Here is a 21,861-nt window from a genome sequence, read left to right as displayed (position 1 = left end):
GCCCCTAGAAGGAGAGGTCGGTGGGGTTCAGATGCTCCACCGTGAAACCGAAGCGGCCGTGAAGCGCCTCGCCGACGCGGAGCCGGTGGCAGAGGTGCGGCGACGCCTCGAAGCAAAGCAGGCAGGCGGGCTTTTCCCGCGCCAGGGCGGCGGCGCGGTTCAGATCGTGCTCGGCTTCCGGAGTCTGCATCTTCGCTTCGACGATCGACCAGAAGCGGTCGAAATCGCCCTGGTGGGCGGCGACGCGGCCTTCCTTGGGCGTGCCCAGCCCCTTCAGGTGGACGTAGCCGATCCCGGCTTCCTCCAGTCCGGCGGACAGCGGCCTCTTGGAGAAGCCGGCGCGGCGGGACAGCGGCAGCTCCCGCACGTCCAGCAGAACCCCGACGCCCCGCGCCTTCAATGCGCGCAGCACGGAGTCGAAGGAAGCGCCTTCGTAACCAATGGTGTAGAGAGGCGGTCTGCTCATGACGGGGAGGGCAGGGCGTTGCGGATCATGTAGTCCGCGATGTCCTTCGGCTTCACCTTGACGTCGGTCAGCGGCTCGTCGGCGGACATCGCTTTGGCGACGAGAAGGCTGTTCTGGACGTTGGTCAGGGTGATGCGGAAGACTCCCGTGGCGCCCTTCAGCTTCGGGTAATAGGTCGGATCGATGACCTTTTCCTTGCGCATCAGGCGCTCGATCACCGCCTCCTCCTCAAGGTCGGCCACCTCCTGGCTGTGGACCGGGCGCCAATCGCTCTCGCCCGCCCAGCCGGCGTCGATGGCGGCCTTGGCGGCGTCCTTGTCGGCCGCGACGCCCAGCTTGAAGATGTGCTTCCCCTGTCCGACGTCGGACGCCCATTTCGTCAGCGCGGCGCTGCGCGCCACATAAACCACGGCCATTCTCGCGTTTCCCTACCGGTCAGACGGTCATGCTGCCGCGAAGCGGCCGATGAGGCAACCGCCGGAAGAGGGAAGGGGGTCAGGGAAAGGAGGATTGCCGGGACAGCGGGGTGATGAGGATGCGGCTGACCACGTCCTTGCCGAACAATTTGACGCTTTCCTCGTCGATCTTGCGGCGCAGGGCGGGCATGTTGGCGATGTTGCCGCGGACGATCCATCCCTCCTCGATGCCCAGATAGACCGCGCGCAGGGCGGCGTCGTGCAGCCGCGGGATGGCCACCTGGACCTCGCCCAGACGGGTGGCGTTCGCCACCTCCAGCATCACCTCGATCTGCGTGTAACGCTCGACCTGCCCGCGGGTGACGATGGGGACCATCACCGGCTTGATGCGGACGGAGGGTGGCAGGGCCGCCGGTCCCTCCGCCGCCTGTGCCACCATGGCCGAACCGGCGACGGTGGCGGAGACGAGAAGGCAGCCGAGGAAAGACGCGACCCTGCGCATGAGCGGGCACCGAAAAAATCGATTGGGTGACCCCGATAGTAGGGGCTCACCCGCCCGCCTTCAATGGCCCCCGCTGTAACAAGAGATTCGGCTCGTGACCTGGCGTGCCGCGGTCAGGCCGCCTTCTGCCCGCTGGCCTGCATGGCCTTCTTGTTGACGTCGTTGATGGCCAGGACATTCAGCTTCTTGTCGGTTTCCTTCTCCTCGTTCAGGGTCTGCTCCAGCAGATCCGCCACCTTGGTGAGGCCGCAGGCGGTGGCGTAGGCGTGGACGGTGCCGTAGCTGGCGATCTCGTAATGCTCGACCTTCTGGGCGGCGGCGATCAGGGCGGCGTCCTGAACCTCCGGGGCGAGGCCCATCTCCATGATTTCGCGGGCTTCGCTGATCAGCCCCTCCATCGCGTCGCAATGCTTGCCGCGGGTGCGGGTGTCCAGTTCCTCGAACACCTGCTCGAGCCGCTCGATCTGGCCGCGGGTCTCTTCCAGATGGGATTCGAAGGCCGCGCGGAGCTGCTCGGAATGGGCCGCCTTGGCGAGCTTCGGCAAGGCCTTGGTGAGCTGCTTTTCGGCGTGGTAGATATCGCGGAGTTCTTCGATCAGCAGATCCTGCATGGTCTTGGCAGCCATGGTGCCGGTACTCCCTTGCTGAGTGCGTCGTCCGCCAACAACAGAACGTAGCAGACGGGGTTCCGCGACGGTTGCGCTGTGCTAAGGTGGTAACGGGACCGGCGAAGGCCGGCGATGGAGAAAAAGCAATGGTGGGCAATCGGGCGCCCGGAAAAGGCCAGGCGGCTGGAAATGGCGCGGGCAACGGCGCACGGGGCGGCGGCGGCGAGGTGCTGTTCGAGTTCCAGCGGGTCGGCAGCTATATGAAGGTGATGGCCATCGATCCGGTCACCGCGACGGAGGTGTCGGTCGTCGGACCCGCCACCGGGAGCCTGGAACTGCTGAAACGGACCGCGATCAGCAAGCTGCAGTTCGTCCTGAAGCGTGACGCGGCCAAACGCTGACCCGGATCTGGACATGAAGACGCCAAGAAGCGCGCCCTCCCGGCGGGGCGGGGGGCGCGGCTAGTCTTGGCTTCTGCTGATGGTGAGCACTGACATCCCGGCACCGGACCTGCGGAACCGTTCCGGGGGTGAACTGCTCGGGTCCGACTCTAGACCTATGCCGCGCCTTGGGCACTGGTGCATCGGATGTAACGCCTGTAGAAACCCCTCCACGAACGAACGGACCGCCGTGCGTCCCGGGCAGCGCTCTCCCGGGCGCGGCGGCCCTGACCGAATGTGGAGGGAGACGATCGCAATGCGTTGCGTGACGGTCTTGCGGAGAATGCCCGTGCTGTTGAGAAAGATCCCGGCTCCGGCGGCCGCGCTGCTGGTTCTGGCCGTGGCGGTGCAAAGCCCGGCGCGGGCGGAAACCACCATCATCTGCACGAAGCCCGGCGTTCCGCTCTGCATGAGCGACACCACCACCTTCGTCAGCGCGGACAAGATGGCCGCCTGCCAGTTCGAGGTGAAGGAGTACGTGGACAAGACCATGGACTATCTGCGCTGCCTGAACGAGGAAAACACCAGCACCGGGCAGGAACTGACCCGCAACGTCGAGCGGTTCAACTGTCGCCTGTCGGGCCGCAACTGCGGGTGATGAGGGGCGCGGGCGGCTTCGGCGACGTCCGTCCGCGCCAGGGCCCGGACGGTCCAGCCTCGCGAAAGACATGGCGGTGAAACGAGACAGGGCCGGCCTCCCATCGGGAAGGCCGGCCCTGTCTCGTTCAGGACGGTGCGGACTCTCAGCCGGCCTTGCGGCGGGTCTGGCGGCCGGAGCTGCGGCCGAGGCCGATCCGCTTGGCGAACTCCGAGCGCTGCGCCGCGTAGTTCGGCGCGACCATCGGGTAATCGGGTGGCAGGCTCCAGCGCGCCCGGTATTCGTCCGGCGACATGTTGTATGTGGAGCGCAGATGGCGCTTCAGCATCTTCAGCTTTTTGCCGTCTTCCAGGCAGACGATGTATTCGGGCGTCACCGACTTGCGGATCGGCACGGCGGGCTTCAGGGGCTCCGAAGGAACTTCTCTGGGCTGCGTGTTCAGCCCGGTCAGCGACGAGTAGACCGTGTTGATCACCTCGGGAATCTGCTGCGCCGGCAGAACGTTCTTGCTGACATATGCGGAGACGATGTCCGCGGTCATCCGCAGAAGCTCGTTATCGGGCACATCGGCGCGAAGCTGGTCACTCATTGCCATTAGTCCTGATTTTTCATTTTGTCCCTAGCAACCAAGTTGCACAGCGTGATTTGGGTGTCAATATAATTTCGAAAGCAGCGAATTAAGTTATTTGCGATCTGCATGAAGTTACAAGGCGCGGCAAATCAGATGTCCCAGGAAATGGCCGGCCTGGGGCTGCTCTGCCCCACGTTTAGGCATTGTCTAGTGAGGGGAAGTTAGCCAAGACCATGGGAATCGGGCACGGCAACTGACCGATTCGTGGAGCGACACCGAAGCGCTCGACATGCTTACTGGCCGTTAACGTCAACGGACACGGGAAATAGAGAAACATTTGTTCTCGGCATGTATCGCGAGCCCTGTCCATTTTTCCGCCTCCGCCTCCGGCATGCCCCCTTCTGCGGTTCTGTGCCCGGCGCAAAGCCCCCGTGCGTTGTGTCCTTCTGGCGGTTCGGGGCGACATCTGGTAGCTTGCCCGCCGTGCCGCCGTCCCCGCCGGGTGTTCCCTCCGGGCCGGCGCCATTCGTATTCGTGCACGGAGTTTTTCTTTCATGACCACCATCGCGATCGCGTCCGATCACGCGGGGTACGAGATGAAGGCCCAGATCGCCTCCTGGCTGGCCGGCAACGGCTACGAGGTGCTGGACCTCGGCTGCAACGGTCCGGAATCGGTGGACTACCCGGATTTCGCCACGGCGCTGGCGGGTGCCATCAACGGGAAGCGCGCGGCGCTCGGCGTCTTGATCTGCGGCAGCGGCATCGGTATCAGCATCGCGGCGAACCGCCATCCGGGCATCCGTGCCGCCCTGGTGCACGACGTGACCACCGCCCGCCTCGCGCGCCAGCACAACGACGCGAACGTGGTGGCGCTGGGTGCCCGCATCATCGGCGCGGAGATCGCGAAGGATTGCGTGGACGCCTTCCTGAAGACCGATTTCGAGGGCGGTGAGCGGCACAGCCGGCGAATCGCCAAGATGGGATGAGACGGCCCTTTACCCGGCCCGCGACTGTTTTCTGAACCAAGGACCTGCCCTGCCATGACCGTGACCAACGCCGACCCCCGCGCCGAGATCGGCCGCTTCTTCGCCGCCTCGCTCGCCGAGACCGATCCCGAACTGGCCCGCGCGGTGCGCGACGAGCTGGTCCGCCAGCAGGAGCAGATCGAGCTGATCGCGTCCGAGAACATCGTCTCCCAGGCGGTGCTGGAGGCCCAGGGCTCGGTCATGACCAACAAGTACGCCGAGGGCTATCCCGGCCGGCGCTACTACGGCGGCTGCGAGTATGTGGACGTGGCCGAAACGCTGGCGATCGAGCGCGCGTGCAAGCTGTTCGGCTGCGGCTTCGCCAACGTCCAGCCGAACTCCGGGTCGCAGGCCAACCAGGCGGTCAACCTCGCCCTGCTCCAGCCGGGCGACACCATCCTCGGCATGTCGCTGGCGGCCGGCGGCCACCTGACCCACGGCGCCGCCCCGAACCTGTCGGGCAAGTGGTTCAAGGCCGTGCAGTACGGCGTGCGCCGTGACGACCACCTGATCGACTTCGACGAGGTCGAGCGTCTGGCCCGCGAGCACAAGCCGAAGCTGATCATCGCCGGCGGCTCGGCCTATCCGCGCGTCCTCGACTACCAGCGCTTCCGCGCCATCGCGGACGAGGTCGGCGCCTACTTCATGGTGGACATCGCCCACTATGCCGGACTGATCGCCGGCGGCGTCTATCCGAACCCGTTCCCCTACGCCGACGTGGTCACCACCACCACCCACAAGACGCTGCGCGGCCCGCGCGGCGGCATGGTGCTGACCAACAGCGAGGAGATCGCCAAGAAGATCAACTCGGCGGTCTTCCCCGGCCTGCAGGGCGGCCCGCTGATGCACGTCATCGCCGCCAAGGCGGTGGCCTTCGCCGAGGCGCTGCGTCCGGAGTTCAAGACCTACGCCAAGAGCGTCCTGGACAACGCCCGCGCCCTGTCGAAGGTGCTGAGCGAGGGCGGGCTGGACATCGTGTCCGGCGGCACCGACAGCCACATCGTGCTGGTCGACCTGCGTCCGAAGAACCTCACCGGCAAGGCCGCCGAGGCGAGCCTGGAGCACGCCGGCATGACCTGCAACAAGAACGGCGTGCCGTTCGACCCGCAGAAGCCGATGATCACTTCCGGCGTCCGCCTGGGCAGCCCGGCGGCCACCACCCGCGGCTTCGGCGTCGCCGAGTTCGAGCAGGTCGGCCGCCTGATCGTCGAGACGCTGGACGGTCTGGCCGCCAGCAACTCCGGCGACAACGCGGCGGTCGAGGCGAAGGTGCGGGAGGAGGTGCGCGAGCTGTGCCGCCGCTTCCCCATCTACCCGACCCTGTAATCATCAAGACCGACTAAGGGGAAAGGCCGGACATGCGCTGCCCGTTCTGCGGACACGAGGACACCCAGGTCAAGGACTCGCGACCGACCGAGGACAACTCGGCGATCCGCAGGCGGCGGTTCTGCCCCAGTTGCAGCGCGCGCTTCACCACCTTCGAGCGCGTTCAGCTCCGTGAGCTGACGGTGGTGAAGAGCACCGGCCAGCGGGAGCCTTTCGACCGCGAGAAGCTCCTGCGCTCCATGCGCATCGCGCTGCGCAAGCGCCCGATCGACGCCGACCGCATCGACCGGGTGGTGAACAGCCTGGTGCGCCAGCTCGAATCCTCCGGCGAGAGCGAGATCCCGTCGAAGCAGATCGGCGAAATGATCATGGTGGCGCTCCAGACGCTCGATCAGGTCGCCTACATCCGCTACGCCTCGGTCTACAAGGACTTCCGCGAGGCGTCGGACTTCAACGAGTTCGTCGAGCAGCTCGCCCCCGAAGCCCAGAACGGGTGAGGGGACGGGCGGCGCCCATGGCGATGCAGGCCATCCATCCCGACGATGTCCGCCACATGCGGGCCGCCCTGGCCCTGGCGGCGCGCGGGCTCGGCAACACATGGCCGAACCCGGCGGTGGGCTGCGTCATCGTGCGCGATGGCGTGGTGGTCGGGCGCGGCTGGACCCAGCCGGGCGGACGGCCGCACGCCGAGACGGAAGCGCTGGCCCGCGCCGGCGGTGCCGCGCGCGGAGCGACCGCCTATGTGACGCTGGAGCCCTGCAATCATTACGGGAAAACGCCGCCCTGCGCCCTGGCTCTGGCCGAGGCCGGGGTGGCACGGGTGGTGGTGGCCTGCGGCGATCCCGACCCGCGGGTCGCCGGTGGCGGGCTGGAGCGGCTGCGCGCCGCCGGGATCACCGTGGACGCCGGAGTCTGCGAGGACGAGGCCTGGACGCTCAATGAAGGCTTCTTCCGGCGCATCCAGGACGAACGCCCACTCTATACATTGAAGGCGGCGACGACTCTGGACGGGCGCATCGCCACCCACAGCGGCCAGTCGCAATGGATCACCGGGCCGACGGCGCGGGCCTGGGGGCACCGGCTGCGCGCCACCCACGACGCCATCATGGTCGGCATCCGCACCGCCCTGGCCGACGATCCGGAACTCACCTGCCGCCTGCCGGGACTGGGCCACCGGTCGCCCGTGCGCATCGTGGTGGACAGCCGGCTGCGCCTGCCGCTGACCGGGAAGCTGGCGGCGGGCGCGCGGTCCGTCCCGACCTGGGTGGTCACCCGCGAGGACGCCGACCCGGGCCGTCTGGCCGTCTTCCAGGACTGCGGACTCGAGGTGATCCGCGTGCCCGCCGACTCCGCGGGCCTGCCGGATCTGGTCGCGGCGAGCGCCGCCCTGGCGCGCCGTGGCCTGACCCGCGTGCTGGTGGAGGGCGGCGCCACGCTGGCGGCCTCGCTGCTGCGCGCCAATCTGGCGGACCGGCTCGAATGGTTCCGCGCCGCCTCGGTCATGGGCGGCGACGGGCTGCCGGCGGTCCACGCCTTCGGGGTGGACGGGCTGGAGCGCATGGCGCGGTTCCGCCGGACCGACCTGCGTCCGGCCGGGGACGATCTTGTGGAAAGCTACGTCCGCCGCGGTTGAGCGGTGGCGTTTTCCACGGCGTCCGGCACCGTGCCGGGCGCAACAGTCCGTTGCGTGGCACGCCGTGCGGATGAATCTTTCACACGATTGAAAACCTGCTAAATTGCCGGCCCATGTTCACCGGAATCATCACCGATGTTGGGCGCGTTCGGGCCGTGGAACGGCAGGGCGACACCCGGTTCACCGTCGAGACCGCCTTCGCTATGGAGACGGTTCCCATCGGCGCGTCCATCGCCAACAACGGCGTCTGCCTGACCGTGGTCGAGAAGGGGCCGGGCTGGTTCGCCGTCCAGGCTTCCGCCGAAACCCTGTCGAAAACGACGCTGGGCGGCTGGGCCGAGGGCACGCGCGTCAATCTGGAGCGCGCGCTCAAGGTCGGCGACGAGCTGGGCGGGCACATCGTGTCCGGCCATGTCGACGGCGTCGCCACGGTCGTGGAGGTCCGCGCCGACGGCGAGTCGAAGCGCTTCACCTTCGAGGCGCCGGCCACCCTGGCGAAATACATCGCCTCCAAGGGGTCGGTGGCGCTGGACGGCGTGTCGCTGACGGTGAACGAGGTCGATGGTGCGCGCTTCGGCGTGAACATCATCCCGCACACCCAGGATGCGACCACCTTCGGCGCGCTGAAGGCCGGGGATCGGGTGAACCTGGAAATCGATATGCTCGCGCGGTATGTGGCGCGGCTGGCAGGGCAGGAATGACGTCCGAGTTTCACGAGTATCTGTCGCGCCCCGAGGAGATCATCGAGGAGGCGCGCCAGGGCAAGATGTTCATCCTCGTCGATGACGAGGACCGCGAGAACGAAGGCGATCTGGTCATCCCGGCCCAGTGCGCGACTCCCGAGGCCGTGAACTTCATGGCCAAGTACGGGCGCGGCCTGATCTGCCTCGCCATGGACCAGAACCACATCGAGCGGCTGCGCCTGCCGCTGATGGCGCAGCAGAACGGCACCCGCCACCAGACCGCCTTCACCGTCTCCATCGAGGCGCGCGAGGGTGTGACGACCGGCATCTCCGCCGCCGACCGCGCCCGCACCATCCAGGTCGCCATCGACCCGACGGCCGGGCCGGACGCCATCGTGACGCCGGGCCACGTCTTCCCGCTGCTCGCCCGCGACGGCGGCGTGCTGGTCCGCGCCGGCCACACGGAGGCCTCGGTGGACATCGCCCGCATGGCCGGGATGACCGCGGCGGGCGTGATCTGCGAGATCATGAACGACGACGGCACCATGGCCCGCCTGCCGGATCTGGTGAAGTTCGCCCAGTTCCACGGGCTGAAGGTGGGCACCATCGCCGACCTGATCGCCTACCGCCGCCGCACCGAGACGATCGTCGAGCAGAAGCTGGCGGCGACCCTGGACAGCCGCTTCGGCGGGCGCTTCCAGATGTACGTCTACGTCAACAAGGTGGCCTACGCGGAGCACATCGCGCTGGTGCGCGGCGACATCTCCGGCGACGAGCCGGTGCTGGTGCGCATGCACGCCCTGTCGGTGCTGGACGACGTGCTGGGCGACAAGAGCGCCGCGCGCGACGGCGAGCTTCAGGCCTCCATGGAGATGATCGCGCGGGAAGGCCGCGGCGTCATCGTCCTGCTGCGCGAGCCGATGGCCAACAGCCTGACGGAATCGGTGCTGGCGCGGCTGGAAGGTCACGACAACCCGACCCCCGCCCTGCGCGATTACGGCGTGGGCGCGCAGATCCTGCTGGACCTGGGCGTGCGCGACATGGTTCTGCTGTCGAACCGCAAGAAGTCCATCATCGGGCTGGAGGGGTACGGCCTGACCGTGCTCGGCCACCGCCCGATTCCCCCGCAAGACCAGTAACGGCCAGCCGAGCGACCCTGAGATGACCGAAAAGCCCCATCTGATGATCGTGGAAGCCCGCTTCTACGAGGACATCGCCGACGAGCTGGTGAAAGGCGCCATCGCCGAGATCGAGAAGGAGGGCGCCACCTACCAGCGCGTCTCGGTCCCGGGGTGCCTGGAGATCCCGGCGGCGATCCTGTACGCCCTGCGCTCCATGGATTTCTTCACGGCGCGCAAGCGTTTCGACGGCTATGTCGGGCTGGGCTGCGTGATCCGCGGCGAGACCACCCATTACGACATCGTCTGCAACGAGAGCGCCCGCGGTCTCCAGGATCTCGCGCTGCGCTACGCGCTGGCCATCGGCAACGGCGTGCTGACGGTGGAGAACCGCGAGCAGGCCTGGGCCCGGGCCTCCGTGACCGCCAAGAACAAGGGCGGTTTCGCGGCGCGCGCCTGCCTTGACATGATCGAACTCAAGCGCCAATTCCGCCTCTATCCGCGGTAACCCCGCGGTGCAATTCCTGACAGACTGAGCATCATGAGCAACGACGACGCGGCTGGCCGCGCGAAACAGAAGCGCGGCTCCCGGAACCGGACGGGTGGCGGATCGGCCAAGGCCCGGCGCAAGGCCGCGCGCCTTGCCGCCGTTCAGGCCCTGTACCAGATCGACCTGAACCAGATCGAACCGACCGGCATCGCCGTGGAATCCGTGATCGGCGAATTCGTCAATCACCGGCTGGGGGAGGAGATCGACGGAGCGAAGTTCGTCGCCGCCGACCCGCAGCTGTTCGCCGACATCGTCCGCGGCGCCGCGCACCGCCGGGCGGAGGTCGACGGCATGCTGGCCTCGGCTCTGGAGCCGCGCTACGCGCTGGACCGTCTGGAACTGCTGATGCGCGCCATCCTGCGGGCCGGCGCCTATGAGCTGTTCGTCCACAACGACACGCACCCGCGCATCCTCATCAGCGAGTATGTGGATGTGGCGCACGCCTTCTTCGCGGCGCGCGAGCCGGGGATGGTGAACGGCGTGCTCGACCATGTGGCCCGCGCGCTGCGGCCGGACGAGCTGGCCCAGCCGGACCCCAGCCGTGACCAGTCCAAAGACCGCTAGGTCAGCCCCCGCCGGTAGGCCGCTCGGCGAGTTCGGGCGGATCGACCGCTATTTCAGGCCGCTGGCGTCCGGTTTTCCGGGCGCCCGCGGGCTTGCCGACGACGCCGCCGTGTTCGGCGTCCCGGCGGACCAGGAGCTGGTCGTCACCACGGACGCGATGGTCGCCGGCGTCCATTTCTTTGCCGACGACGCGCCCGCCGACATCGCCGCGAAGCTGCTGCGCACCAACCTGTCGGACCTCGCCGCCATGGGGGCGGCCCCCTACGCCTACACGCTGGTCACCGCCCTGCCGAAGACGGTGGGCGAGGACTGGCTGGCCGGCTTCGCCGCCGGCCTTGGCGAGGACCAGGGGCGGTTCGGCATCGCCCTGGCCGGCGGCGACTCGGTCTCGACCTCCGGCCCGATCACCCTGTCGGTGACCGCCTTCGGTCTGGTGCCGAAGGGCGGGGCGGTGCCGCGCTGGGGCGGGCGCCCCGGTGACCGCGTCTACGTCACCGGCACCATCGGCGACGCCGCGCTCGGCCTGCGCATCGCCTACGGCACGCTGGAGGTGGCCGACGACTCGGCGCGCTCCATGCTGCTTCGCCGCCTGCGGCGGCCCGATCCGCGGACCACGCTGGGGCCGCGTCTGGTCGGGCTGGCGACCGGCTGCCTCGACGTCTCCGATGGTCTGGTCGCGGACCTCGGCCATCTTTGCGAGGAGTCGGGCTGCGCCGCGATTCTGGAGTCGGGGCGGGTGCCCCTGTCGGACGCCGCGCGGTCGGTGATCGACGACGACCCGGTGCGTTTCGCCATGGCGCTGACCGGCGGCGACGATTACGAACTGCTCTTCACCGCCGCGGAGGACGCCGCTCCGACGCTCGCCGCCCTGTCGGCGGAGACCGGCGTGCCGGTGACCGCCATCGGCCATCTGCTGGACGGGCCGGCGGGCGAGGTCACGGTGACCGACGCGCAGGGGCGGGGGCTCGACCTGCCGACTCGCGGCTGGGACCATTTCTGACGGCGGGACCGCCCCGCGACTCCGCTTAACGCAATCGAAAGCAGGGCGGCGCTAGCGTCGACCCATTCCGTTTCCGGGAAAGGGTTGGCGTGATCAAGGCCGTCATATTGCTGGTTTTGGGCCTGCTGCTGCTGGGCGGCGCGGGCTTCGGCGGCTGGATGATCTACAACAAGTATTTCGTCGAGCATGAGGAGTCGGCCCCCAAGAAGGAGGAGCCGCCGCCCAAGCCGCCCACCGGCTTCGTCCGCATGGCGCCGCTGGTCGTTCCGGCCATCGGAACGCAAAAGGTCGAGCAGTTCGTGACCGTGGTCGTCACGCTGGAAGTCGTTCTCGACAAGGTTCCCTATGTCCAGGCCCGCCAGCCGCTCGTGTACGACCGGTGCCTGTCGACCCTTTATGCGGCGGTGGACGACCGGTCGGTGATGACCGGCAACTTGGTCAACATCATTGCCGTAAAAGAAAAACTCGCCGCCGCCGCCGCGAAAGTGGTGGGGGAGGGCGTGGTGCAAAATGTTCTTGTTCAGGTGGTTACACAGCGTAATTTGTAACCGTTCTGAAAAACGCCTATCCGAAAGTCAGGAGCGCCTCGGCCAAATCGCCGCGCCTATTCGGACGTGGCGGCTGTTGCATTGTGCCTTTCTCTTCGGCATCCTTTTCGTGAACAACTCGCCCGTCATCCACCTTCGTTTGTACGGGTCGTTTTCACGACAAGGCGGTAATCGGGCCCGAAACCATAAGAATTTGGGGGAACCGATGGCAGCAGCGTTCGTCATCATCATCGCCAGTGGCCTGTTGGCCCTGGCGTATGGGTACCACGCGGGCAAGCAAGTCATGGCGGCCTCCGCCGGTTCCGACCGCATGCAGGAAATCGCAGCGGCCGTGCAGGAGGGCGCCCGAGCCTATCTGAATCGCCAATACACAACCATCGCCATCGCCGGCGTGGTGCTTCTCATCATCCTCGGCGCGTTCCTCGGCCTCCATGTGGCCATCGGCTTCCTGATCGGGTCGGTTCTGTCGGGGGCCGCCGGCTACATCGGGATGAACGTGTCGGTGCGGGCCAACGTGCGCACCGCCCAGGCGGCGACCCAGGGCTTGGCCCCGGCGCTGGACATCGCCTTCAAGGCCGGAGCGATCACGGGTATGCTGGTGGTCGGGCTGGGTCTGCTGGGGGTGGGTGTCTACTACGGCATCCTGACGATGATCTACCGCGTGACCGATCCGGTGCAGGTCCGCGCGGTGCTGGAGGCCCTGGTCGCCCTCAGCTTCGGCGCCTCGCTGATCTCGATCTTCGCGCGGCTGGGCGGCGGCATCTTCACCAAGGGGGCCGACGTCGGCGCCGATCTGGTGGGCAAGGTCGAGGCCGGCATTCCGGAGGACGATCCCCGCAACCCCGCGGTGATCGCCGACAATGTGGGCGACAATGTCGGCGACTGCGCCGGTATGGCCGCCGACCTCTTCGAAACCTACGCCGTCACCATCGTCGCCACCATGCTGCTGGCGGCGATTTTCTTTTCGGGCGAGGTGATCCGCCTGCTGCTCGTCTACCCGCTGGTCATCGGCGCGGTCTGCATCGCCGCCTCCGTCGCCGGCACCTTCTTCGTGAAGCTGGGCAGCAACAACAACATCATGGCCGCCCTCTACAAGGGCCTGGCGGCGACCGCGGGCATCTCGCTCGTGCTGATCCTGATCGTGACCGCGATCATGTTCGGCTTCACGCGGCCGATTCCCCTGAACGGCGGCGGCTACGTCACCGGCGGCAACCTGTTCGTCTCGTCGCTGGTCGGGCTGGGCGTGACCGGCCTGCTGGTCTGGATCACCGAATACTACACCTCCACCGCCTTCCGCCCGGTGCGCAGCGTCGCCCGCTCGTCGGAAACCGGGCACGGCACCAACGTGATCCAGGGTCTGGCGGTGTCGATGGAGGCGACGGCGCTTCCCGTCCTGGTCATCTGCGTCGGCATCATCATCGCCTACGGGCAGGCCGGCATCTTCGGCATCGGCATCGCCGCGACCACGATGCTCGCCCTGGCCGGCATGGTGGTGGCGCTCGACGCCTACGGACCGGTGACCGACAACGCCGGCGGCATCGCGGAAATGGCCGACATGCCGAAGGACATCCGCGTGACGACCGACGCGCTGGACGCCGTCGGCAACACCACCAAGGCGGTGACGAAGGGCTACGCCATCGGCTCGGCCGGTCTCGCGGCCCTCGTTCTGTTCGCCGCCTATGTGCAGGATCTGAAGCACTATTTCCCGAACGTCGCGGTCGAGTTCCGGCTGGACGATCCCTATGTGGTCGTCGGCCTGCTGATCGGCGGCCTGCTGCCCTACCTGTTCGGGGCGATGGGCATGACCGCGGTCGGCCGTGCCGCTGGCTCGGTGGTCGTCGAGGTGCGCCGCCAGTTCCGCGAGATCAGCGGCATCATGGAAGGCACCGCCAAGCCGGACTACGGCCGCGCCGTCGACATGCTGACCCGCGCGGCGATCAAGGAGATGGTCATCCCGTCGCTGCTGCCGGTGCTGGCGCCGGTGGTCCTGTACATCGTCATCGCCGCCATCGCCGGTCAGGCGCAGGCCTTCGCCGCCTTGGGCGCCATGCTGCTGGGCACCATCGTGACGGGGATCTTCGTCGCCATCTCGATGACCTCGGGCGGCGGCGCCTGGGACAACGCCAAGAAGTTCATCGAGGAGGGCAACCACGGCGGCAAGGGCTCCGACGCGCACAAGGCGGCGGTGACCGGCGACACCGTCGGCGACCCGTACAAGGACACCGCCGGCCCCGCGGTCAATCCGATGATCAAGATCACCAACATCGTGGCGATCCTGCTCCTGGCGATTCTCGCCCAGATCGGCTGAGGTCGGATCGCGCACGCTCCAAACGGATCGGCGCCAAAAGAAAAGCCCCGCGGAAGCGGGGCTTTTCGCGTCTCGGAAGACTGTTCCGCGTCAGCGGCCGGGGCCGCGGTTGCGCGAATCCTTGGCGGAGAAGCGGCCGACGTTGCCGAGCATCTGCTCCAGCAGGCTCAGCTCGCGTCCGGCGGTGGGCGTGCTGCGGTCGACGATGTCGACCCGCTGGCCGTCGGTGGCGTCGAGCTGCTTCATCTCCTTCACCACGCCGGCGTCGTCGAAATGGACGACGACGACGCGGCGCTCCATCACGCTCGGCTCGAAGAAGGCGAGCTTCTCCGTCTTCTGGCCGATGTAGTACCAGACATTCTGGTCGAAGGTTCCCAAGGAGGTCGGCGTGCCGAGAATGTCCGCCACATCCTCCCGCCGCGACTGTCCGGCCTTGATCTCGGCGACTCGGTCGGGGTCCGCCATGTTGCCACGGGTCGCCACGGTCGGCGAGCAGGCGGAGACGGCGAGACCCAGAAAGGCGAAGGCGCACAGCGCCGAAGGAATCGATCTCGTCATGGTGCTCAGGCTATGATGGCGCGGGCGGACCGCCGGACTCGAGCGGCAGGCCGGATTCCGCCCGCAATGCCGGGACAATCGCATCACGCGGTTTGTCCTGTCAACGAAACTCCGAGCGAGAGAGAAACCGTGCTTGACCGCCTGTTCCGGCGTCGGCGTGAAGCCCGTGCCGTCGCCGATTTCTATCTGACGATCGCGGCGCAGGCCCGGCTGCCGGGCTTTTACCGTGACCTTGGCGTTCCCGACACGCTGGACGGGCGCTTCGACATGGTGGTGCTTCACGTCTTCTTGGTGATGCGCCGCCTGAAGGGGCAGGGGGCCGCCGCGGCGGACCGCTCGCGCCTCCTTTTCGAAGCGATGATCGACCATTTCGAGAAGTCGCTGATGGAGCAGGGGGTGGGCGACAGCGGAGTCGGGCGGCGAATCAAGACCATGGCGCGCGGCATCGCCGGACGGATCGAGGTCTACGACCGCGCGCTCGCCGATGAAAACGATGCGGCGTTGGAGGTCGCCCTCGACAACAACGTCTACGGCACCGCATCGGATGTGCCTCCGCAACGGCTGGCCGTCATGGCGGCCTATGTCCGGCGCGAGGCGGCCGGGCTGGAGGCGCAGCCGCTGGAGTCGCTCATGGCCGGGAAGGTCCGCTTCGGTCCGCCACCCGGCGCCGGGATGGACTGACCGTTCCGGCCGAGTCTCTTTCTATGGGGCTCGTTCCATGGGGCTCGCCGAATGGGCTTGCCTTTCCCGGCAACCGGATTCATCTGACAGAGAGACGAAGGCGCCCGCTGCAGAACGGGCGCTGTGACAAGGAATTGCCTGACATGCGCAACACGACTCCGCCTTCCGCCGGTTCCGCTTCGGAATTCTCGCGCATCGTCCGCGCCGACGCCGTCCATCGCGACGGCGATCTGATCGAAACCATCGAGGCGACGGAGGCCGAGCGCAAGGCGCTCGCCGAGCGGTTCGAACTGGACGGAATCGGACGTCTGACCGCCAGGGTCCGCCTGCGCTCCGTGCGCGGCGGCCAGATGGTGCGCGTCGAGGGGGAACTGGAGGCCGACGTGGTGCAGACCTGCGTCATCACGCTGGAGCCGGTGCCGGCCCAGGTCTCCGACCGCTTCGGCGCCCTGTTCGCTCCGGAGTCGCTGGTTCCCAGCGAGGATGACGAGATCGAGATCGACCCGAACATCGCCGAGGAGGACATTCCGGAGGCCATGACCAACGGGCGCATCGACATCGGTGAACTGGCCGCCCAGCATTTGTCCCTGGCGCTCGACCCCTATCCTCATGCAGAAGGCGTGGCGTTCGACGGATACAACGAAGGCGAAGAGGAGGAGGAGGCACCGGCCCCCTCCGATCATGACGTCGACGCCGATCCGGAGAAGCCGAACCCGTTTGCCGTGCTGGAACGTCTGAAACGACAGAATTGAGGGCGGAACGGGCTTGCCCTTCGGGGGCAATTGCCGTATTGAATGCCGCTCGCGTCAGGCGGCCCCTCTTCGGGCCGCCTTTTACAATGAAGAGAGTTTACGGCCATGGCTGTTCCGAAGAAGAAGACCTCCAAGTCGCGCCGCAACATGCGTCGCTCGCACCACGCTCTCCCGACCTCGTCCTACGCCGAGTGCTCGAACTGCGGCGAGCTGAAGCGCCCGCACCATGTCTGCGGCTCCTGCGGTCACTACGACCAGCGCGAAGTGGTTCAGAGCGCTCCGGCGGCCTGATGGCGGTTTGGTTGGCCGCCCTACGTCCTAGCCAGGGAGCCTGTCCGCGGTGAGCCAGCGCCTGACCATTGCCCTTGATGCCATGGGCGGTGACAAAGGACCCGACATGGTGATTGCCGGGGCGGATATCGCCCGCGAGCGTCACCCGCAGGTGCACTACCTGCTGTTCGGGGACACCGCCCGCATCGAGCCGCTGCTTGCGCAGCGACCCGCCTTGAGAGCGGTGGCCGAGGTGCGTCACACCCCGGACGCCGTGGCCGGCGACGCCAAGCCGTCGGTCGCGTTGCGCGCCGGGCGTCAGTCGAGCATGCGTCTCGCCATCGACTCGGTGGCGGGCGGGCAAGCCGCCTGCGTCGTATCCGCCGGCAACACCGGCGCGCTCATGGCCATGGCCAAGTTCGTGCTGAAGACGATTCCCGGGATCGACCGCCCGGCCATCGCTTCCTTCTTCCCGACGCTGCGGGGGGAGAGCGTGATGCTCGACCTCGGCGCCAACACCGAATGCCAGCCCGAGAACCTCGTGCAGTTCGCCGTGATGGGCGCGGTCTTCGCGCGCACCGCGCTGAACCTGTCCGAGCCGACGATCGGCGTGCTGAACATCGGTTCGGAAGAGGTGAAGGGGAACGAGGTGGTGCGCGCCGCCGCGACCCGTCTGCGCGAGATGCCGCTGCCCGGGCGTTTCCATGGATTCGTCGAGGGCAACGACATCGCCACCGGCACGGTGGACGTGATCGTGACCGACGGCTTCACCGGCAACGTCGCCCTGAAGACCGCCGAAGGCACGGCGAAGCTCTTCACGGAGTTCCTGCGCCGGACGTTTCAGTCCTCCTGGACGGCGCGTCTCGGCTATCTGCTGGCCCGAGGGGCCTTCAAGCGGTTGAAGCAGCGCACCGATCCGCGCCGCTACAACGGCGCCATGTTCCTGGGGCTGCGCGGAGTCTGCGTGAAGAGCCACGGGGGCACCGACGCCATCGGGTTCGCCAACGCCATCGGTGTGGCCTACAATCTGGCGGCAAACGGTTTCAACGACCGAATCAAGGAAGAGATGCAGCGTCTCGGCGACGCCAAGCCTCTTCCCGACACGAAGGCGGCGGCGGTCTAACATCATGGTCAAGCGTTCCCGAGTTCTCGGCTGCGGTTCCTACCTCCCGGCCAACGTCGTCACGAATCGCGACCTCGAAGCCCGTGTGGACACCTCGGACGAGTGGATCGTCCAACGCACCGGCATCAAGTCGCGCCACATCGCCGCCGACGGGGAACTGACCTCCGACCTCGCCATCGCCGCGGCGACCCGCGCGCTGGAGCATGCCGGGGTGGACGCCGCCAGCATCGACTGCATCGTGCTGGCGACGACGACTCCGGACAACACCTTCCCGGCGACCGCCACCAAGGTGCAGGCGGCGCTGGGGACCAAGGGCTTCGCGCTGGACATCCAGGCGGTGTGCGCCGGCTTCGTCTACGCCATGTCGATCGCCGACAACTTCATCCGCATCGGGCAGGCCAACCGCGCCCTGGTCATCGGCGCGGAGACCTTCTCCCGCCTGCTCGACTGGAAGGACCGCACCACCTGCGTCCTGTTCGGCGATGGCGCCGGGGCCGTGGTGATGGAGGGGTACGACGCCGCCGGCACATCGGCGGACCGCGGCGTGCTGTCCACCCACCTGCATTCGGACGGCGCCCAGTACGGGCTGCTCTACGTCGATGGCGGCCCGTCGACCACCGGCACGGCCGGGCATGTGCGGATGAACGGCCAGGACGTGTTCCGCCACGCCGTCAGCAAGCTGTCCTCGGTCGTCGAGGAGGCCCTGGCGGCCAACGGTCTGGAGCCGTCGGCGGTTGACTGGCTGGTGCCGCACCAGGCCAACCAGCGGATCATCGACGGCATCGCCCGCAAGCTGAAGCTGCCCTCCGACAAGGTCGTCCTAACGGTCGACCGGCACGGCAACACCTCCGCCGCGTCGATCCCGCTGGCGCTGTGCGAGGCGGTGCATGACGGCCGCGTGAAGCGCGGCGACCTGATCCTCATGGAGGCCATCGGCGGCGGCCTGACCTGGGGCGCCGCGATGGTGCGCTGGTAAGCGGCGCACCCGCTTCGTTTTTCCGCAGGGTGGCGTTTGCTGCGCTGCTCACAACGATGCGATCCAAGCTTTTGAATTGACCGGGTTCTTTCCCCGGATTACGGTTTTTCCCCTATGGTTTCGGGGGGGAAGCGAACCATGTCACAGAACACCGTCACCCGCGCGCAGCTCAGCGAGGCGGTCTACCAAGAGGTCGGCCTGTCGCGCAACGAATCCGCCGATCTGGTCGAAAGCGTCCTGGAGGAGATCTCCGACGCCCTGGCCCGCGGCGAGATGGTCAAGATCTCGTCCTTCGGCAGTTTCCAGATCCGGCAGAAGGGGCAGCGGGTCGGCCGCAACCCGAAGACCGGCGAAGAGGTTCCGATCCTGCCCAGGCGCGTCCTGGTCTTCCGGGCGAGCCACGTCCTGAAGAACCGCATCAACGAGGTCGTTGAGGCGGAGGAAGCCGAGGCGCAGCGCGTGAAGGCGGTTTCCTGATCCGCCTCACGGAGCGGTCGACAACAAGGGTTTCCCGGACATGAAGGCGCGCGGCCCCACGAAGTCCGCCACGGCGTTCCGCACGATCAGCGAGGTGTCGTCCGACCTGGACGTGCCGCAGCATGTGCTGCGTTTCTGGGAGGGCAAGTTCCCGCAGCTCCGCCCGCTCAAGCGCGGTGGAGGGCGGCGCTACTACCGCCCGGAGGATGTGGACCTGTTGCGGCAGATTCAGAACCTGCTGTATGGCGAGGGCTACACGATCAAGGGCGTGCAGCGCCTTCTGAAGGGCGGGAAGGTGGACGACGATCCGGAGGCCCGGAGGGTTGAGGAGACGCCGGAGGAACCGGATATCCCCGACGCCTTCGCGGCCGCTCCGGAGGAAGCGGGCCTGGAGTCGCCCGACGGGGAGGAGGGTGCTCCGGTCGTTGCGTTCGACGGCCTGTCGGACACCATCCGGCAGGCCATCGCCCAGGCGCTCGACGAGTTGAGGGAGGCGCGCCTTCTGCTCGCTCTGGGAGAGGAAAAAGAAATTCGAGAGGTGTGAAAAAAAGTGAACTGTAGCGCTTGCGTTGGACCAAGGTCCCGGCTATAGTCCCGCTCCCTTCCAGAACGAAGGGCGGTCCGTCGAACGGAGCGTAGCGCAGCCTGGTAGCGCATCAGACTGGGGGTCTGGGGGTCGCAGGTTCAAATCCTGTCGCTCCGACCAATGTTCTGGAAGATGAAAAGGCCTTGGAGCTGATCGGCTCCAAGGCCTTTTCTTTTGCTTGTCTCCAACGGCCCGATCGCGGAAGCCGCCGCGCCTCCGCTGGAGAGGCCGGCGGCGGTTCCGTGCGAGGCGCGTCCGCTCAGGCGGCGTTTTCCGACGCGGCCATCGCCTCGTCGGTGGCGGCGTCCTGCTGGTTCATCCTGCGCCGTTGCGCGGCCATGTCGATCAGGGCCGTGCGCAGCGCCGGGTGGCGGGCGGTGAACTGGTTGAAGTCGCGCCGCTCCAGCACCTGGAACTGGCAGTAGTCGACCGCGGCGACGTCGGCGTTGCGCCGCTGGCCGCTCAGCAGGGCCATTTCGCCGAACATCGTGCCGGCGCCCAGGCGGATGGTCTGGCCCTCCATGAGCACCTCCACGGCGCCGGAGGAGATGAAGTACATGGCGTTGGCGCGGTCGCCCTTGCGGATGATGCGCTCGCCGGGCACCGCCGACTTCGGCCGGAACAGCATCATCAGCCGCTCCTGCTCGTGGGCGTCCAGCAACGACAGCACGGGGAAGGTCTTGGCCAGCGCCTGGATTTGCAGGTCATGCTCCTTCTCGCGCTCCTCCGCTTGGTGACGGGCGTCGGCGAGGCTGCTCTGGAGCCGTTCGAACTGCTCCCAGCCATAGGGCGGCACACCGGCGGCCCGCTTGGCCTGGAGGTGCTTGCGCAGCGCCGTGACACCGGCGAAGACCGCCGGGTTCAGCGTGATCGACAACAGCGCGCCGGCCAGCACGAGGTCGCGCCCTTCCTCCGGCAGCAGGCCGAGCGACAGGCCCAGCCCGACGAGGATGAAGGAGAACTCGCCAATCTGCGCGAGGCTGGCCGACACGGCCAAGCCCATGCCCACCGGGAAGCGCAACAGGACCACGATGCCGAAGGCGATCAGCGACTTGCCGACCACGATCAGGGCCACCACGGCGATGACCGCCAGCGGGTCGCGCAGCAGGATCGACGGGTCGAACAGCATGCCCACCGACACGAAGAACAGCACGGCGAAGGCGTCCTGCAACGGCATCGAATCGGTGGCCGCCTTGTGGCTGAAGCGGGATTCGTTCAGCACCACGCCGGCGAAGAAGGCGCCGAGCGCGAAGGACACGCCGAACAGCACCGCCGAGCCGTAGGCGACGCCCAGCGCGATGGCGAGGACCGACAGGGTGAACAGCTCGCGCGAGCCGGTCCGCGCCACGTTGGTCAGGATCACCGGGACGACCCGCGGGCCGAGCACGATCGCCAGAACGGAGAAGGCCGCCACCTTGCCCAGCGTGAGCGCCAGCGTCAGCCAGATCGGACCGTCGGACCCGCCGCCATGGCCCCCGGCGGCACCCCCCGCGGCGCCCGGCGCGTGGCCGCCCAGAACCTCCGCCAGGGCCGGCAGCAGGACGAGCGCCAGGACCATCGCGAGATCCTCGACGATCAGCCAGCCGACCGCCACGCGGCCCTCGGCGGTGTTCAGCATGTCGCGCTCTTCCAGGGCCTTCAGCAGCACGACCGTGCTCGCCACCGACAGGCTGAGCCCCAGCACGAGGCCGGCGCCGAGGCTCCAGCCCCACAGCCAGGCCAGCCCGACTCCCAGCGCGGTGGCGAGGCCGATCTGGCCGACCGCTCCGGGAATGGCGATCTTCCGGACCGCCAGAAGGTCCGAGGGGGAGAAATGAAGGCCGACGCCGAACATCAGAAGAATGACGCCGATCTCGGCCAGCTGGGCGGCCAAAGCCCCATCGGCGACGAATCCCGGTGTGAAGGGGCCGATGATGATGCCGGCGACCAGATAGCCGACCAGGGGAGGCAATCGGACCCGGTCGGCGATGTATCCGAAGATGAAGGCCAACCCGAATGCGATGGCGATCATGGAAATAAGCGGAACGTCATGGGACATGCAAAAATCCTGGCTGCATCGGCGCGATGCCGCATAGTACGGAT

Annotated in this window: 26 protein-coding genes, 1 tRNA gene and 1 pseudogene; 21 read left to right on the top strand and 7 right to left on the bottom strand. The window is 67.5% G+C overall.

Annotation, left to right across the window (positions count from 1 at the left end; genetic code table 11):
* Positions 1-4 precede the first annotated feature (4 nt).
* The 4 genes from ABVN73_RS06600 to ABVN73_RS06585 form a co-directional block, all read right to left on the bottom strand.
* Positions 5-466: a DUF488 domain-containing protein gene (locus ABVN73_RS06600; RefSeq protein WP_353859440.1), complete on the bottom strand. Its 462-nt coding sequence runs from the start codon at positions 464-466 to the stop codon at positions 5-7.
* Positions 463-882, bottom strand: coding sequence for a hypothetical protein (locus ABVN73_RS06595; protein WP_353859439.1), 420 nt, complete (start codon positions 880-882; stop codon positions 463-465). The genes ABVN73_RS06600 and ABVN73_RS06595 overlap by 4 nt, the downstream gene beginning before the upstream one ends.
* Positions 883-961: 79 nt before the next feature.
* On the bottom strand, positions 962-1,384 hold the full coding sequence (locus tag ABVN73_RS06590; protein WP_353859438.1) for a hypothetical protein: 423 nt from the start codon (positions 1,382-1,384) through the stop codon (positions 962-964).
* Between the two features lie 113 nt (positions 1,385-1,497).
* Positions 1,498-2,010, bottom strand: a complete 513-nt coding sequence (locus ABVN73_RS06585; protein WP_353859437.1) for a ferritin-like domain-containing protein — start codon at positions 2,008-2,010, stop codon at positions 1,498-1,500.
* A gap of 128 nt (positions 2,011-2,138) precedes the next feature.
* On the opposite strand from ABVN73_RS06585, the gene ABVN73_RS06580 reads away from it, so the two are divergent.
* A complete protein-coding gene (locus tag ABVN73_RS06580) occupies positions 2,139-2,393 on the top strand; it encodes a hypothetical protein (protein WP_353859436.1) in 255 nt (84 codons plus the stop codon).
* Positions 2,394-2,721: 328 nt separating this feature from the next.
* Positions 2,722-3,030, top strand: coding sequence for a hypothetical protein (locus ABVN73_RS06575; protein ID WP_353859435.1), 309 nt, complete (start codon positions 2,722-2,724; stop codon positions 3,028-3,030).
* Positions 3,031-3,175: 145 nt separating this feature from the next.
* Here ABVN73_RS06575 and ABVN73_RS06570 read toward each other — a convergent pair whose 3' ends face one another.
* Complete coding sequence (locus tag ABVN73_RS06570) at positions 3,176-3,619, bottom strand: MucR family transcriptional regulator (RefSeq protein ID WP_353859434.1); 444 nt, start codon at positions 3,617-3,619, stop codon at positions 3,176-3,178.
* A 536-nt stretch (positions 3,620-4,155) separates the two neighbouring features.
* Between ABVN73_RS06570 and rpiB the strand changes: the two genes are divergently transcribed.
* The 11 genes and pseudogenes from rpiB to ABVN73_RS06515 all read left to right on the top strand — a co-directional run bounded on the left by rpiB (position 4,156) and on the right by ABVN73_RS06515 (position 14,356).
* Positions 4,156-4,587, top strand: a complete 432-nt coding sequence (gene rpiB, locus ABVN73_RS06565) for a ribose 5-phosphate isomerase B (protein ID WP_353859433.1) — start codon at positions 4,156-4,158, stop codon at positions 4,585-4,587.
* 54 nt (positions 4,588-4,641) lie between these two features.
* A complete protein-coding gene (gene glyA, locus ABVN73_RS06560; RefSeq protein WP_353859432.1) occupies positions 4,642-5,952 on the top strand; it encodes a serine hydroxymethyltransferase in 1,311 nt (436 codons plus the stop codon).
* 32 nt (positions 5,953-5,984) lie between these two features.
* Positions 5,985-6,449: a transcriptional regulator NrdR gene (gene nrdR, locus ABVN73_RS06555; protein WP_014240731.1), complete on the top strand. Its 465-nt coding sequence runs from the start codon at positions 5,985-5,987 to the stop codon at positions 6,447-6,449.
* A 17-nt stretch (positions 6,450-6,466) separates the two neighbouring features.
* The gene (gene ribD, locus ABVN73_RS06550; RefSeq protein ID WP_353859431.1) at positions 6,467-7,585 is read left to right on the top strand and encodes a bifunctional diaminohydroxyphosphoribosylaminopyrimidine deaminase/5-amino-6-(5-phosphoribosylamino)uracil reductase RibD; all 1,119 of its coding nucleotides are present in this window, start codon (positions 6,467-6,469) and stop codon (positions 7,583-7,585) included.
* 113 nt (positions 7,586-7,698) lie between these two features.
* Positions 7,699-8,286: a riboflavin synthase gene (locus tag ABVN73_RS06545; RefSeq protein WP_353859430.1), complete on the top strand. Its 588-nt coding sequence runs from the start codon at positions 7,699-7,701 to the stop codon at positions 8,284-8,286.
* Entirely contained in the window at positions 8,283-9,407 is a 1,125-nt protein-coding gene (gene ribB, locus ABVN73_RS06540; RefSeq protein WP_353859429.1) for a 3,4-dihydroxy-2-butanone-4-phosphate synthase, read from the top strand. Before ABVN73_RS06545 ends, ribB begins: the two co-directional genes overlap by 4 nt.
* A gap of 19 nt (positions 9,408-9,426) precedes the next feature.
* Positions 9,427-9,894, top strand: a pseudogene (locus ABVN73_RS06535) (6,7-dimethyl-8-ribityllumazine synthase); the annotation flags it as partial.
* A 33-nt stretch (positions 9,895-9,927) separates the two neighbouring features.
* Entirely contained in the window at positions 9,928-10,500 is a 573-nt protein-coding gene (nusB, locus tag ABVN73_RS06530; RefSeq protein WP_038527622.1) for a transcription antitermination factor NusB, read from the top strand.
* Positions 10,478-11,500, top strand: coding sequence for a thiamine-phosphate kinase (thiL, locus tag ABVN73_RS06525; RefSeq protein WP_353859428.1), 1,023 nt, complete (start codon positions 10,478-10,480; stop codon positions 11,498-11,500). Before nusB ends, thiL begins: the two co-directional genes overlap by 23 nt.
* Before the next feature lie 89 nt (positions 11,501-11,589).
* The gene (locus tag ABVN73_RS06520) at positions 11,590-12,048 is read left to right on the top strand and encodes a hypothetical protein (protein WP_353859427.1); all 459 of its coding nucleotides are present in this window, start codon (positions 11,590-11,592) and stop codon (positions 12,046-12,048) included.
* A gap of 205 nt (positions 12,049-12,253) precedes the next feature.
* Positions 12,254-14,356: a sodium-translocating pyrophosphatase gene (locus ABVN73_RS06515; RefSeq protein ID WP_353859426.1), complete on the top strand. Its 2,103-nt coding sequence runs from the start codon at positions 12,254-12,256 to the stop codon at positions 14,354-14,356.
* A 90-nt stretch (positions 14,357-14,446) separates the two neighbouring features.
* Here the strand turns inward: ABVN73_RS06515 and bamE are convergent, their stop codons facing one another.
* Positions 14,447-14,914 carry an outer membrane protein assembly factor BamE gene (gene bamE / locus ABVN73_RS06510; RefSeq protein ID WP_353859425.1) on the bottom strand — a complete coding sequence of 156 codons (468 nt, stop codon included), beginning with the start codon at positions 14,912-14,914 and terminating at the stop codon, positions 14,447-14,449.
* Between the two features lie 129 nt (positions 14,915-15,043).
* On the opposite strand from bamE, the gene ABVN73_RS06505 reads away from it, so the two are divergent.
* The 8 genes from ABVN73_RS06505 (at position 15,044) to ABVN73_RS06470 (ending at position 19,899) form a co-directional block, all read left to right on the top strand.
* The gene (locus ABVN73_RS06505; RefSeq protein ID WP_353859424.1) at positions 15,044-15,595 is read left to right on the top strand and encodes a ubiquinol-cytochrome C chaperone family protein; all 552 of its coding nucleotides are present in this window, start codon (positions 15,044-15,046) and stop codon (positions 15,593-15,595) included.
* A 143-nt stretch (positions 15,596-15,738) separates the two neighbouring features.
* Entirely contained in the window at positions 15,739-16,347 is a 609-nt protein-coding gene (locus ABVN73_RS06500) for a DUF177 domain-containing protein (protein WP_353859423.1), read from the top strand.
* 105 nt (positions 16,348-16,452) lie between these two features.
* A complete protein-coding gene (gene rpmF / locus ABVN73_RS06495) occupies positions 16,453-16,638 on the top strand; it encodes a 50S ribosomal protein L32 (protein WP_014240744.1) in 186 nt (61 codons plus the stop codon).
* 49 nt (positions 16,639-16,687) lie between these two features.
* Positions 16,688-17,740: a phosphate acyltransferase PlsX gene (gene plsX / locus ABVN73_RS06490; RefSeq protein ID WP_094302201.1), complete on the top strand. Its 1,053-nt coding sequence runs from the start codon at positions 16,688-16,690 to the stop codon at positions 17,738-17,740.
* A 4-nt stretch (positions 17,741-17,744) separates the two neighbouring features.
* Positions 17,745-18,716 (top strand): beta-ketoacyl-ACP synthase III, encoded by a 972-nt coding sequence (locus ABVN73_RS06485; RefSeq protein WP_137138696.1) that lies wholly within the window; start codon positions 17,745-17,747, stop codon positions 18,714-18,716.
* 138 nt (positions 18,717-18,854) lie between these two features.
* The gene (locus ABVN73_RS06480) at positions 18,855-19,193 is read left to right on the top strand and encodes an integration host factor subunit alpha (RefSeq protein ID WP_014240747.1); all 339 of its coding nucleotides are present in this window, start codon (positions 18,855-18,857) and stop codon (positions 19,191-19,193) included.
* 40 nt (positions 19,194-19,233) lie between these two features.
* Positions 19,234-19,737 (top strand): MerR family transcriptional regulator, encoded by a 504-nt coding sequence (locus ABVN73_RS06475; RefSeq protein ID WP_353859422.1) that lies wholly within the window; start codon positions 19,234-19,236, stop codon positions 19,735-19,737.
* Positions 19,738-19,822: 85 nt separating this feature from the next.
* Positions 19,823-19,899: transfer RNA gene (locus ABVN73_RS06470), tRNA-Pro, on the top strand.
* A gap of 139 nt (positions 19,900-20,038) precedes the next feature.
* Here the strand turns inward: ABVN73_RS06470 and ABVN73_RS06465 are convergent.
* A complete protein-coding gene (locus ABVN73_RS06465) occupies positions 20,039-21,790 on the bottom strand; it encodes a cation:proton antiporter (RefSeq protein ID WP_353859421.1) in 1,752 nt (583 codons plus the stop codon).
* Positions 21,791-21,861: the final 71 nt, after the last annotated feature.

This window comes from Azospirillum formosense (assembly GCF_040500525.1).
GTDB lineage: Bacteria > Pseudomonadota > Alphaproteobacteria > Azospirillales > Azospirillaceae > Azospirillum > Azospirillum formosense_A.
This window is presented reverse-complemented; position numbering and strand designations above follow the sequence as displayed.